9 protein-coding genes are annotated in these 12975 nt (G+C 54.8%); 3 read left to right on the forward strand and 6 right to left on the reverse strand.

What is annotated here, in order from left to right; genetic code table 11:
• Positions 1 to 1076: 1076 nt before the first annotated feature.
• The 5 genes from SV7mr_RS02575 to SV7mr_RS02595 form a co-directional block, all read right to left on the reverse strand.
• On the reverse strand, positions 1077 to 2381 hold the full coding sequence (locus tag SV7mr_RS02575) for a DUF1501 domain-containing protein (protein ID WP_145268948.1): 1305 nt from the start codon (positions 2379 to 2381) through the stop codon (positions 1077 to 1079).
• Positions 2382 to 2481: 100 nt separating this feature from the next.
• Positions 2482 to 5325, reverse strand: coding sequence for a DUF1549 and DUF1553 domain-containing protein (locus tag SV7mr_RS02580; RefSeq protein ID WP_419187999.1), 2844 nt, complete (start codon positions 5323 to 5325; stop codon positions 2482 to 2484).
• A gap of 63 nt (positions 5326 to 5388) precedes the next feature.
• Positions 5389 to 6099: a hypothetical protein gene (locus tag SV7mr_RS02585; RefSeq protein WP_145268950.1), complete on the reverse strand. Its 711-nt coding sequence runs from the start codon at positions 6097 to 6099 to the stop codon at positions 5389 to 5391.
• Positions 6089 to 6730, reverse strand: a complete 642-nt coding sequence (locus SV7mr_RS02590; RefSeq protein ID WP_145268952.1) for a hypothetical protein — start codon at positions 6728 to 6730, stop codon at positions 6089 to 6091. The genes SV7mr_RS02585 and SV7mr_RS02590 overlap by 11 nt, the downstream gene beginning before the upstream one ends.
• A 33-nt stretch (positions 6731 to 6763) precedes the next feature.
• Positions 6764 to 7393, reverse strand: a complete 630-nt coding sequence (locus tag SV7mr_RS02595) for an RNA polymerase sigma factor (RefSeq protein ID WP_145268954.1) — start codon at positions 7391 to 7393, stop codon at positions 6764 to 6766.
• Between the two features lie 265 nt (positions 7394 to 7658).
• On the opposite strand from SV7mr_RS02595, the gene SV7mr_RS02600 reads away from it, so the two are divergent.
• Positions 7659 to 8642 (forward strand): ROK family protein, encoded by a 984-nt coding sequence (locus SV7mr_RS02600; RefSeq protein WP_145268955.1) that lies wholly within the window; start codon positions 7659 to 7661, stop codon positions 8640 to 8642.
• Between the two features lie 66 nt (positions 8643 to 8708).
• On the opposite strand, the gene SV7mr_RS02605 is transcribed toward SV7mr_RS02600, so the two are convergent.
• Complete coding sequence (locus SV7mr_RS02605; RefSeq protein ID WP_145268957.1) at positions 8709 to 10238, reverse strand: arylsulfatase; 1530 nt, start codon at positions 10236 to 10238, stop codon at positions 8709 to 8711.
• A gap of 233 nt (positions 10239 to 10471) precedes the next feature.
• Between SV7mr_RS02605 and SV7mr_RS02610 the strand changes: the two genes are divergently transcribed.
• Positions 10472 to 11203 carry a hypothetical protein gene (locus SV7mr_RS02610; RefSeq protein ID WP_419188000.1) on the forward strand — a complete coding sequence of 244 codons (732 nt, stop codon included), beginning with the start codon at positions 10472 to 10474 and terminating at the stop codon, positions 11201 to 11203.
• Positions 11200 to 12975, forward strand: coding sequence for a hypothetical protein (locus SV7mr_RS02615; RefSeq protein ID WP_145268961.1), 1776 nt, complete (start codon positions 11200 to 11202; stop codon positions 12973 to 12975). The genes SV7mr_RS02610 and SV7mr_RS02615 overlap by 4 nt, the downstream gene beginning before the upstream one ends.

Genomic DNA, 12975 nt, shown 5'->3' on the forward strand with positions numbered 1-12975 from the left:
GACGGCCTTTTTGTTTGGCATGCCGCCTTCATGTGGCAACCGGCGATCGCTAGCACGCTTTAGGTTGTTGACTGGCTGGCAGCCGGTTCGTCAGGTCATGGCTAGGTCGTCAGGTCATGGCTAGGTCGTCAGGTCATGGCTAGGTCGTCAGGTCATGGCAGCTCAGGCGGTCCTGGCGGATGGCAATAGCCCCCAGCGGTGGAGGGTTGTGCGGTGTAGGCACTTAGGGGCTTTTGCTAGCAAATATTCCGAATCCGCGGAAAAAACATTTGGTTCTACGGAAACAGCTAGAGCGTCAGCGATGTTGATGCCGATACTCCTTGTACCATGGATTGGGAGGGTGGAACGATCGGTGCCTATCGTTCCAGCACTGATGGGCCATGGTGAGGCAGGGAGGGCTTCACCATGGCCCTTCTCCTATCCAGGCGGCCTAAGGCCGCCTTTTTTTATGCGCCAATCAAAGTGGTCTAGCACCACGGTTTCTATCCCGCGTCGATTCTGACAGTGGGGTGCATGGCGGTGGATCTCGAGTTGGTCATCGGGAGTTGGTCATCGGGATTTGGTAACCACGAAGGACACGAAGAGCACGAAGGATGGGAGTAAGGGATTCGTGTTCTGACTGTCTTGTCTTCGTGGTTTCCTTTTCTCCTGGCCGACTGGTGGTGTGTAGCATGCCGAGCTACGCCAGCTAAGCGAATCCTGCGACGCAGCTATGGTTTGATTGATCGGACGGCGGGAGTTGATTCTGGGATTCCATGATGCCGTTGCTGTCAGCTGGGAGTTAGTAACCACGAAGGATGGGCTCAAGCGATTGGTGATCTGATTGTCTCGTCTTCGTGCTCTTCGTGTCCTTCGTGGTTTCCTTTTCTCCTAGCCGACTGGTATTGTGTAGAATGCCGAGCCACGCCAGCTAAGCCAATCCTGCGACGCAGCTTTGATTTGATTGATCAGACGGCGGGGGTTGACTCTGACATTTCACGCGGTGCTCGCGTCTTCAGCTACAGACGCAAAAAAACGCCGGATGCACCATGACTGGTACACCCGGCGCGGATGGAGAATCGTTGCGGCGCTGCTTGTTAGCTGAACAGCTGATCAATCACTTGGCCGTCGCGAACAAGCGTGATCGGCCGGCCGGTGCTGCTGTTGTATTCCAGCGTGGGGTCGATGCCCAAGTTCTTGTAGAAGCTGGCGGCGACGTCGTCTGGCGAGATGCCTTCGTGACGCGGACCTGATGCGGTGTCATCGCTTTCCCCGATGACTTGACCGCCGTTGACACCACCACCGGCCATCAGCATGAACATACAGCGAGGGTAGTGGTCCCGTCCCCCTTCAGCGGTGCGGGTGTTGATTTTTGGAGTGCGTCCAAATTCACCGGTCACGTAGATTGCGGTGGACTCTAGCAAGCCGCGTTGTTCCAGGCCGTTAAGCAGTCCGCTCAGGCCGGCGTCCAGGCGTGGCAGGTTGGTGTCCTTCAGCTTGGTGAAGTTATCTCGGTGAGTGTCCCAGCCGCCTAATTGAACGGTGACGAACCGGACGCCTGATTCCACCAATCGCAGCGACAACAGGCAGCTCTGGCCGAAGGAATCTTCGCCGAACTGGCGAGCAAAGCTTTCGGGTTCCTGGCTAATATCGAACGCTTGACGAGCCTTGGGAGAGGTGATCATTGAGTAAGCTTGATCACCAAAACGATCCAAGCCATCGAGCAACTGATCATTCTTTTCCAGTTCAGAGAAGCGACGATCAAGTTTATTCAGCAGGCTTTGACGGCGATTGACTTCATCAATGCCCACGCCACCGGGGAGTGAAATGCCACGGACGCTAAATGGACGTCCAAAGCTAGGTTGTCCGTTGGTTTCCAGCGGAGAGTAGCGAATTCCAAGGAACCCAGGGCCTTGGCTGGCCTTGGGCACTGCGACGGCGTCAGGCACCTCGGTGGGTGATGGCTTCTCTTTGCTCATCACAGCGGCAAAACTGGGGTACTCCAGTGCTGGGATGGGCTTGGTTCCAGTGTTGACGTACTCGCGACCCAAACGGTGTGCCGCCAAGGTGTGACTGACACCGCGAAGAATCGCAAACTTGTCCATGCAGCCCGCCAGTTTAGGCAAGTGCTCTGAAATCTGAATTCCAGGAACGTTGGTTGAGATCGGGTTAAAGCTGCCTCGATGGGTATCAGGCGCGTTAGGTTTGAGGTCAAAGGTGTCCATGTGTGACGGACCCCCGGGAAGTTCAATAAAGATCGCTCGTTCAGCGGCGCCGGGAGCAACTTTACCAGCGGCATGTAGCTTGTTGTAGCCAGCCAGGGTCAGACCGCCGATTGACAGCGTGCCGAGTTTCAACATGTCACGTCGTCGAACGCCATCGCAGGTTTGATGCAGTTTCATCGTCTCGATCCAAAGAATAAAAAATAAGCGGTTGAGAATGTTGTGCAAATCAGCCGCCGGCAGTGCTAGCGGCTGTTGGTTGAATCAGGGGATTGGCAGGTCAGTGGCTGATGATGAACTCTTTCGTGTTCACCAACGCCCAAACCAAACCTTCGATGCCCTTTGCTGGCGAGTCCGATTCACGAATGTAGTCGACAGCAATGTCCACTTCTTCGTCGTCGGGATAGCGGCTAAGGGTGCGTAGATAGGTCTCCTGGACCGCGCCTTCGAGTGAGGCAACTTTGCCGTCGTCCAACGAACCGGAGGAGGACTTTTGAACAAGTTCGGACCAGGATTTGGGATTCTTCAGCAAGTCTTTGAAGCTTGGGACTTCATAGACCTTTGTCAGTTTGGCGGTCTGTTTGCGATAGGCCAGTTTGGCTCGTTCCATCGCAGGTTCACGACGGCTTTCAGGCAGCTTGGCAAGCTGTTTCGAAAGGCTGGCGACTCGCAGGACCACTTGGCGTCGAAGGCCTTCGGCTTGCCGCGTTTGTAGGGCTTGTTGTGAATTACCCGAACCGCTGGGGCCTTGGACTCCCAAGTCCTTGCAGACCTCCGCGACCCAGCCGTTGCGATCAGCAATCCGTTGGAACATCTCTTGATCGTTTCGCAAATAGATCGACTGCAGCAAGCTCGGTGAGTCACTGCGGTCGCAATCGCAGTTCGATTCGCGAATGGATTTGCCAAACACTTCCAACGCAAACTGGCTTCCGCCACGAGCTCCGGTGGTTCCGTCAGCGATTGCCATGGAGGTCAATTCGCCACGCATCTGCAACGCTTTCTGTGACGATCCCGTGGCCAGCATGACCATGTCATAGACCACTTCAGCTGGCAGGCGACGCGGCATGTGACGCGAGAAGTTTTCGACGTCGGCAGCATTGGTCGCATTGGTTTCAGCGCTGCGCTGATAGGTATCGCTGAGCACAATTTCACGATGCAACCACTTCAGATCAAAGTCATGAGCGATGAACTCGCTCGCCAAGTGATCCAGCAAAGCGGCGTTGCTGGGTGGATTGGCAAGATTCATGTCGTCGGTTGGATTGACGATGCCGATCCCGAAGTAATTGTCCCAGACGCGATTGACGATGGCTTTGGCAAAGTAGGGATTCTTTGGATCTCGCAACCAATCCATCAGTGCCGGGCGTGGATCTGCGTCCAGTTTCAGTTCCTGTTCGGCACCCAGGATCTTGCCGGTTGGAATGTTCACTGGAGCCAATTTGCGACCTTTGCGTTTGGCTGCGGCACGCTGTTTCTTTTGCTGGTCGGTCATCCCACGGGTGTTGACGAGCAACTCACCAAAGGGCACAACTTTTCCGTCACGTGCAGCGCTATAGATTTGGCGGCGTAGTTCACCGTTGTCTAGTTTCTTGCCGCCCGTGATTTTGTCTAACAGCGCCTGGCGCGTGTCGCGGTTTTCGGGTTGAATGATGTTTGCATTGCCTGCACGGATTGGGGCAAACAGTTTGGCAAAGTCATCAAAGTCTTGTTTCGACCATTGATCGAAGGGGTGTTTGTGGCATTGAGCACATTCGATGCGAACACCCAGGAAGGTGTAGGCAAAGCCAATGGCGCGATCCTCTGGCTTCTGGAAATTGCGTCTTGCCCAAAAATAGGGCATGCTCTGGCGATCAGCAAACTGATCAAAATCACCACTGCAAATCTCGGTCATGTTCTTGCAGAACTGCTCGTAACTTTCACCGGCTTCGGAGGTGTTTGCGTTGACGATGCCTTCGACAATTTTGTCGTAGGGCAGGTTGTCCTCTAAACGCTTTTGCATCCAAGTGAACCAAAGCTTGCCAGCGACATTGCGCACGGGCAGAACGTTGGTCAGTTGTGCTTCGTTATTGCCAGTCCAGTCGCTCAGACGAGTGGCCCACCAAGCGGAATAGCCTGGTGATTGAAGGAGTTGTTCAACAAGCGTCTGGCGTTTGTCAGCAGACGCATCAGCCAAGAACGTTTTCACGGCATCAGCCGATGGCATCATGCCCGTGATATCCAGGGAAACGCGGCGAATGAATTCCGCATCGGTGCATTGTCCGGAGGGAACAATGCCAAGTTTGTCGAGTTTCTGTTTGACCAGCTGATCGATCGGTTGCTTGGAAACACGTTTGGCGATCGATTGTTGCTGGTCGCTCAGTTGGGTTGTGATTCGCTGGAGAACCGGGACGGGGGTGACGGCGTTGTCGTAATAAACAACCACATGTGTGTCGCCGGTTTCACCCGAAGTCACTAAGCCATTTTCGTCAATCTCAGCCACCGCGTCGTTGTTGCTGCTGAAGCGGCACAGGTCAGTGACGTCCTCGGCGCTGCCGTCTTTCCAGTGCGCGATGACTTTCAATTGTGCGGTTTGCTTGCTTTGAGTGAACTGCATTTCAGCTGGTTCGACCTTCAATGCTTGCAGTTCTTCCAAATCGGTCTTCTCGAACGAGGCTCCTTCCGCAATCCATTTGCGAAGCGCTCGATATTGCCAGGAGTCCAAATCCATTCGCTTGCCGCCTTCGTGGTAGTCGGCGTCAATGGGTTTGGCCAGGATCAAGCTTTCGTCGATGTCATCGGTGTCCACGCGGCCAGTGTTGTCAGCCAGCAGGGCATCGTGGTCGGTGGCGAAATCGTATCCAAACAAGGAAAGTTGAAAGCCGCCGCGACCTTGAAAAGAACCATGGCAGGCGCGCCCATTGCAGCCCATGCGGCCCAGCAGCGGCATCACGTGTTTCTGGAAGTTGGGCACTTCCTGGGTGTCCTTGTTGGCAAACCGGACCGACATTTTTGCTGTCGGTTGGGTTTCACTCGACGAACGATTGGCAACGGGTTCGTTTGGATCGGCATGCAACCAAGGGGCCATGCAGAAAAACAAAATCGCCGCAATCGCCGACATGAATCGGGATCGTTTGGAGAGATGCTTCATCGGTTCGATTCGAAGGTGGGATGACTGGAAGGGGAATTGGGAAAAGCTACGAAAACAAGACGCTTAATTGCGTCCGGCTTTGCGTAGATAAGATTGATAGGACGATTCAAGACCTTGCTCTAAGGCCGACTCTTGTTGCTCAATGCGAGCTTCCGCGTGGTTGGCAGCCTCTTGCAACTTGGCCAAACGAGCGTTCATCTGGGAAAGTTCCAGTTGAGACTTGCTGAGCTGAAGTTCAGCCAGTGTCTTTGTTGCAGCCAGTAAGGCCTCGCGATCGGCGCTTTTGTCACGCACCCGTAGCTTGGCGATCAGGAAGTTGATGGACGTCTGTGTTTGCACCAATCGAACTTCCAATTCGAACACTTCACTGCCGCGTTTCTCAGCGATCTGCAAGCGTCGCTGTGACTTGGCCAGGTTGCGAACCGCCGCTTCATACTGCTTGGGTTCTTTCTTCTTGAGCTGTTCCAGCAAAGCTTTCAGCTCTGGGAGGTGGCGATGAACCATCTCGGTGACGTTGTGTTCAATGGTCTTGAAATCCGCTCTGGCGTTGCCCGTTGGCTGCCGATTGGTGGTTCGGTTGCCGTTGCCAGGGCTCTTGTCGGCCGGTGGCTTGGTGCTGGTCTTGACCTGATTGGCAAGCAGGATCGCCGGAGTCGTTGACTGGACGCTTCCCCGTTTTGTCTCCGGATCGTTTCCCAGGCACGGGGATACAATCAGCAGGCATGTCAATGCAGCGGCAGCGATCACGGAGCAGGGGACTAAGTTAGCTTTCATCTTGCTCTCCGGATTCCAGTTGCGCTTGGACGGCTAAAACCATCCAGTCGAGTGACTCGTCGGCCGAGTCGGATTCAGCGGAGTCGTCCGCTAAGGCGTCGTCCGTTGCGGTGTTGAAGCTGTTTGGCCACTCTGATGCTTGTGGCGTTTGGCTGGTCAGTTCGTTGACGCTGTCTTTCTGGTTCCAACGTACGGCAGGATCCGCCAGTTGCATGGCAAGTTGCCACTGAATGTCAGCCGTTGGTTGGCGGCGTGCTTTTCCAATAGCTGATTGGCTGGCTGATCGGTTTGCTTGCTGGTTGTCATCTTGTTGGGCCAACACGGCCAGCGTGGTCATGATCAGTGCTGCTGCAGCGAGGGTGATCAATCGTTTCCAGTGACGCGAAGTCCGTGCTGGCGAGATCTTGCTCGGCGGTGGGGCGTTTTGTGTGGAATGAGCTTTTTGTTCCGCCGCTGGCGGTTGATCCCAAGGCAGCTCAGAGAGCTTCAACACCAGTTCGCTGGCCTGTTGCAACGCATCGGCCGCCTCAGGTTGGTCCAATCGCAATTCAAACGCGTGCCGCTCTGTCGACGAAAGTTCGTCCAACAGGTAGGCCAAGGCTTGGTCGTGAAGGCGTTCGGTTTGGTACATCGGTTTTTGGGTGTGGCCCGTTTCGTTGGGTGATTACTTGTCTTGCGGGTTGTGCTTGCTCAGTCGATTGAGTTCCGTTCTCAGTTGCGCCATCGCTCGTCGCATTCGCGTCAACACGGTTCCCAGGGGAAGCGAGAGTCGGTCGGCAATTTTTTGAAACGTCAGTTCATCGATGATTCGCAAGCGAATGATGCTGGCTGTCTCGGGGGGCAGTTTTTCAATCGCTTGCCAAAGGGCCTCAGAGAGTTCGGTCTGTTCGAGTGATTTGGAGGGGGCACTTTGATCAGAGTCTTGATTGCTGCGTTCATAACTGGCGTGCTTTTCCAAAACACGATTCGTAGTGCTCTGTTTACGCCACCACAGGGCGGCCTGGTTGGCGGCGACTTTGAAGAGCCATGCTCGGCGGGCTGGTTCAGTCAATTCTCGATCGTTGGTCATCGCGGCAAGCGAAATCACTTGCAAACAATCGTCAACATCTGCCGGTTGCGGTAACTTTGCGGACAGGAATCGGCGAAGTCCGGTTTCGCAATCCGCCAAGCTGGCTTGCCACGCTAACTGGCCCGCTGGGGGCTGGTTGGAATGGTCCTCTGGGCCTGCTCGCGCACCGCCCATGGCGCTTGCTTTGTCCTCGTTCGGGTCGTCGGGGTTATGAGGCACATTCATGCGTTGCGTGCGGCAACACCAGAACTCGATGTGCCATGACCGATAATTGCGCGAGAGCGGAAGATTATTTCAAGGTATTTTCCACTAGCCGTTCTCCCGGGACTTTCCTGGGGAGGGAAAGCAGCCATTGGGAAATGCTTGGGGTGGAATGCCACCACAGGAGGGCTAATGGCGGCGAATTGAACACTTGCCCCTGACAAAGGACGTCTCAGGGTGACAAGATAGTGTAGTGTAGCCGAACGAATACAGGTTTGTGGGAGCGATCATGGCAGAGGCAACGGAAGGATATTGGATTGGGTTCGATCTTGGCGGGACCAAGATGCTTGCCGCTGCGTTTGACGATGACTGGACGATCATTGGTCGTCGGCGTCGAAAAACCAAAGGTCGCGAGGGAAGCGATAGCGGCATCGAGCGCATTGGATCGACCATCGAACGGCTGATGAGCGAAAACGATCTCAGCCCTGACAACTTGCTGGGGATCGGCATTGGCTGTCCCGGGCCAGTGGATTTGAACAATGGAGCCATCCTGACCACGCCTAATTTGGGCTGGGACGATGTCAAAGTCGGTGACTTCTTAAAGCAAACCTTCGGCTGCCCCGCCGTCGTTCTCAATGACGTTGATGCCGGCTTGTATGGCGAATACTGTTTCGGTGCTGCCAAACAGTCTCGTTGTTCCGTGGGGCTGTTCCCCGGAACGGGTGTTGGCGGGGCCTGCGTTTACGAAGGCGCGATTCTGCAAGGCGACGGTATCAGCTGCATGGAGATCGGCCACACGCGGATCAGCAGCAGCACCCGAGCGAGTGGCATCAAAATGACTGGAACGCTGGAAGCCGAAGCCAGTCGTTTGTCCATCGCCGCCGAAGCAGCCAAAGCCGTTTATCGCGGTGATGCTCCGATCTTGGCGGAGATTGCCGGCACTGATCTTTCCGATATTCGCAGCGGTGCGATTTCCGAAGCGGTTGCTCGCGGAGACAAATCCATTAAACGCTTGGTGGTCGAAGCCGCCGAGACGATTGGCTTTGGTGTGGTCAACGTCATTCACATGCTGTGTCCTGACACCATTGTATTAGGCGGCGGACTGGTCGAAGCCATGGAAGACTTGATTTGCAAAACCGTCGAGGACCACGCTAAGAATCACGTGATGAGCGTGTACCGCGACCGTTTCAAAGTCGTCGCGGCCAAGCTTGGCGACGATGCCGGTGTACAAGGCGCCGCCGCCTGGGCCAGAAAGAAGATCGAACCCGTCTAACACGTCCACGCGGCGTCTTGCCGCGCGCACAGGTTTTGAAAGAAAGGCAACAGTGCCGCGCTGTTGCTATTTGCGTTTGGGCGATTTCGATTTGTTGATTCGCTTCATGGCGCGGCCTTGGTTGACCTCCTGGTCGATCTTAGCAAACTCGGCTTTCATCTCAGCAAACTTCTGCGGGTTGCTTTTTGACAGGTCGTTGCTTTCAATGCGATCTGATTCCAGGTTGTACAAGTACTTGTAATCGACAAGTTTCCACGGGCCTTTGATCAGAGCATTTTTGGCTTCGGCAAAGTTCTGATACAAGTACTCGTGTTGCTGGCGGGGCTTTCCAGAGAACGAGGGCACCAAGCTAATCCCTCTTGCGGGACCGATCTGATTTCCTTGAAAATCGGCGGGATAATCTGTCCCGGCCAGTTCGCGGAAGGTTGCATGCAGGTCGATCAGGTGCCCACGCTGGCGGTTCATCGTGCCAGGCTGGGTGATCCCATTGGGCCAATGAGCAATCATCGCGGTCGAAATGCCGCCTTCATTCTGGTTCTGTTTGTAAAGCCGCAGAGGCGTGTTGCAAGCATTGGCCCACTCTTTGGGATAACAGTAATACGACCGGCCATCCCAAGGCATGTAATCATTGTCTAAGGTCGGTTGGCGGGTTCGGTCAAAGGGGCAGGCTCCATTGTCACTGAGAAAGACGATCAGTGTGTCGTTGGTGATCTGTTCTTCATCCAGTTTGCCAACCAAGCGACCGATTTGCTGGTCCACGCGGTCAATCATGGCCGCGTAGGTGGCCATGCGTAGATCCATGTTGTCTTGTTCAGCAGTTGTCAGGGAATCCCAAGAGCGAACATCAGGCTCGGGCTGGGACAGTTTCATGTCAGCGGGAATGATGTTGAGTGCTTTCATTCGCGCGTATCGCTGTTGTCGCAGTTTCGCCCAGCCTTGCTTGTACTTGCCGCGATACTTTAGGACATCTTCTTTCGGTGCTTGCAGCGGGTAATGTGGTGCGTTGTAAGCCATGTACATAAAGAATGGTTTCTGGCGATCACGTTGATCGATGTACTCAATGGCTTTGTCGGTAAAGGCATCGGTGCTGTAGAAGTGTTTGGGGATCGGATAGTCTTGATCTTCCAGTTTGTATGAACTGCCGCCCTTGGTGCCTTCACCTGTAAAGAAATTGCTGGCACCTTCTAAGAAGCCAAAGTAGCGATCAAACCCTCGCTCAAGCGGCGTGTCAAAGATATGCCACTTGCCAACCATGAAGCTCTGGTACCCGGCCAAGCCCAAGTTCTCTGGGATCGTGATACTGTTTCGTGAGTTGCCTTTGACTTCGGTGTGGTAACGCCCGGTCATCAAGGTCGTGCGCGTGGTTTCGCATTTGGCACAGTTGGTGAACTGCGTGAATTTGATCCCTTTGGCCGCCAGCTGATCCAGATTGGGTGTGTCGATTTCACTGCCGAAACACCCCAGGTCCGAATAGCCCATGTCGTCAACCAAGATCAAAATGATGTTGGGCTGTTCGCCGCAGGCGTGCTGGGGGGCACTCTGGCAAGGGAGCAAAGCCAGCAGAAAGGACAGCAAGGGAAGGCAGCGAGTTTTCATGAAGCTACAGGTCGGGGAAGGAGGGAGCGTGCCGAGGCCGTCAGCGAAAGGTCAGCAGCCGGTTGATGGATCGGGAAAAGATAGTTTAATCGGTTGTCAGCTACGAGGCGCTAGCGTTGGGAGGATGTTGTGCAAACAAACCGCTGGCAACTGGGCGAACTGTTACACTGTTGGTTGACGCAACACCTCGTTCGCGTTGCTGATGTGAAGACTTCTAACCTCAGGCCACATCCTTGCCCTTCCAATGCTGTTCCTCTCGCGACGTGATTCGGTTGGTTCTCGCCGGCTGTGCGCTAATCGGTTTTGGATTCACGATCCATTACAACCTGCAACGGTTCCATCTGCAACGGGTTCATCAAGAGCTGAACGATCGGGTGGGGCTGCTGAAGATTGATGATCCCAAGCAGGTTGCAGTCATGGGCATTCCTTTCCTGCCCGAGGAGATCCCGCCCGGCGTCCAGAAGGCTCATGTGTGGAAGTTTCGTGTGTATTGTCCGTCAAAGTTTGACGGTCGCTCACGCACTTATCGCGGATTGATTCGTCCTGATTCTCCGTACAGTGCGGGGGGATCAAGTGGCGGCTTGTTCGGAGGCGGTAATCAGGAACCAGAAGAAATCACCAGCATGGTTTCGATGGTTAAATCCGATGGTCAGTGGACAATCTGCTACCGTCAGGGCGGTGGTTCCAGCAGCTTCAGTGCCTCCGATGAATTGGGGCTGGATGACATCAATGAATTGCTTGTCGAGCCGATTGTTGAACCCGGGCAGACACGCGTTTTTAATGCGAATGAAGCGATTTGCCTGTTTCGCATTCGTCACAAAGAAGAGGCCGTGGATCGATCCGGCAAGCCCCAGCCAGGCTTGTATCAAGGCTTTGCTGCTTACCTGTTTAGCCAGCAAATTGAACAGCCGTTTGACGACTGGGCCAAAGGCAACATCGAAACGTTGGAGGAAGGACTGCGATGAATCAAGCGTCACAGATCAATGCTCCCGGACCACAGGATGATCAGCCGATCACCGATGCGGACGGCTCAGGTGCTGAAACCAATCGCAAGCAACAGACTCGACTCAGGTTTGGATTGTTAGAGCTGCTGTTGTTGATCGCAGCAGTCGCCAGTTGGCTGCCCGTTTGGATCGCCCGACAAGAAATTCCAAAACTAAAAGCTGAAATCGAAACGATGCGGTTGTCCAGTTTGGAACTCATCGTGACCGACCCTGCACAATTGAATGCGCGGATCTTGCCAAGTATTTCCTCAAACGTTAGCAGCTGGAAGTACTTTGCACCCGATGATGCTGCACTCGATTTGCGTTTGGCGACGCAGGGAATCAATTCGCTTGAACCACCAAGTGAATTTGAATCCTGTGCTTTGCCAACCGGAGAGCATACCGTGCACGTTGAATTCAAATCAGATGCCAAAGGGTACCATGCCTTGGTCTATCTGGATGACGATTTAGTGCTGCAGCAGCATCATCCCAAGGACTGGGTGAAATCGGGCAGCAGCTCTTCCAGCGGTGGAGTCTCCGCGCAATCGAGCGTTTATCCAGTTGATGAAACGTTAACCTTGGTGAATCGCAAGATCTCCCAATGGCATCCATTGCACGGACGAAACACTCTGACAATGCCTGTAGGATACGATAGTAAGGGCACCTGCGTCTGGATCGCGCCACGTCATGACGCAGTGGAAGTCGCTTCGAATTTTCAATTGAAGACCAACGGTTTTGCGGGATCAGCGTTTGGGCATCGCCAGGGGATGCGAGTTCAACATCTGCAGGCCAAAGGACGCATTGGACTGCTGTCGATCGAACCCTCTTGGTACGCGACGCTTGGCGAGAACCGCTGGGGTTCCAACTACACGCCCGTGGGGATTTCCGTCCGACCTCTTGTCGCGGGTGCTGCGCAGCCGGAGGTTCCCGAGTTGCAGGCGCCCACTGATGTGCCCAGCGAAACCGGATTGACCATCACCATTCGGGAAACCCTTGACGAATCGGCCGACGCCAAGCCGCGGCCGCCGTCCTCGCTGTCACCGGTCGATGCCATCGGGGACGATCCGATGACGATGCATCTGTTTGCTCACTATCCCGCCTTCGCTTCGGGAGCCAAGCCGATTGTCGAAATCCTGTTCGATGCCAAGCATCCCAATCGCATCGGCTTCTTGCCTCATGCAGCGCCCGGTAGCGCCGAGATGGAAGCCATTGAGTTTGTGACTCAGTTCGATGCCAAGTTTCTTTGGCGACAGGTCGAACTCAGTTCGGGCGACAAGGAATCGGCAGAGGCTGATGCCCCACACCTCGTTCCACTGGCCAAGTTCTACCCTGAACATGACTTTCGCAATCTGGCGACAGCCGAACAGACCGAGCCGATGGAATTGCCATGGCAAACGGTCTCGCTGGATGAATTGCCCCAGGTCCAATCCGTCCAGGATGAACGCAATCGCCGGCAATTGACTTTAAGGACCGATGTCAAAGATTCAACCAAGCTGACCTTCCCGCTTGGCTTGCCACAGCAATGGGAATACGAAGGCGTTCCCAATCTGCAGCGTTGGGTGCTGCCTGTCAGCCAAGGCGTGACCGGCGATCAGCAGGCCGCCAAACGGCCGACTGTCGAGGTCCGAGCGGTGGTGAACTATCCCGGCACGCAGCTTGCGACTCCGGGCGGTCCGGTGATTGGCAACGTGCGGATCACACTGCCCATGCCAGTCACCGAGGCCGTCTGGTACGAGATCATCTCGGACATGTAG

Source organism: Stieleria bergensis, from assembly GCA_007745635.1.
In the GTDB taxonomy this organism is placed as follows: Bacteria; Planctomycetota; Planctomycetia; order Pirellulales; family Pirellulaceae; genus Stieleria; species Stieleria bergensis.

What these genes read in the sequence shown, in the direction of transcription:
- SV7mr_RS02615 (WP_145268961.1), top strand. Translation starts at nt 11,200, where the DNA reads ATGAATCAAGCGTCACAGATCAATGCTCCCGGACCACAGGATGATCAG.
- SV7mr_RS02605 (WP_145268957.1), bottom strand. Translation starts at nt 10,238, where the DNA reads ATGAAAACTCGCTGCCTTCCCTTGCTGTCCTTTCTGCTGGCTTTGCTC.
- SV7mr_RS02590 (WP_145268952.1), bottom strand. Translation starts at nt 6,730, where the DNA reads ATGTACCAAACCGAACGCCTTCACGACCAAGCCTTGGCCTACCTGTTG.
- SV7mr_RS02600 (WP_145268955.1), top strand. Translation starts at nt 7,659, where the DNA reads ATGGCAGAGGCAACGGAAGGATATTGGATTGGGTTCGATCTTGGCGGG.
- SV7mr_RS02585 (WP_145268950.1), bottom strand. Translation starts at nt 6,099, where the DNA reads ATGAAAGCTAACTTAGTCCCCTGCTCCGTGATCGCTGCCGCTGCATTG.
- SV7mr_RS02580 (WP_419187999.1), bottom strand. Translation starts at nt 5,325, where the DNA reads ATGAAGCATCTCTCCAAACGATCCCGATTCATGTCGGCGATTGCGGCG.
- SV7mr_RS02575 (WP_145268948.1), bottom strand. Translation starts at nt 2,381, where the DNA reads ATGAAACTGCATCAAACCTGCGATGGCGTTCGACGACGTGACATGTTG.
- SV7mr_RS02595 (WP_145268954.1), bottom strand. Translation starts at nt 7,393, where the DNA reads ATGAATGTGCCTCATAACCCCGACGACCCGAACGAGGACAAAGCAAGC.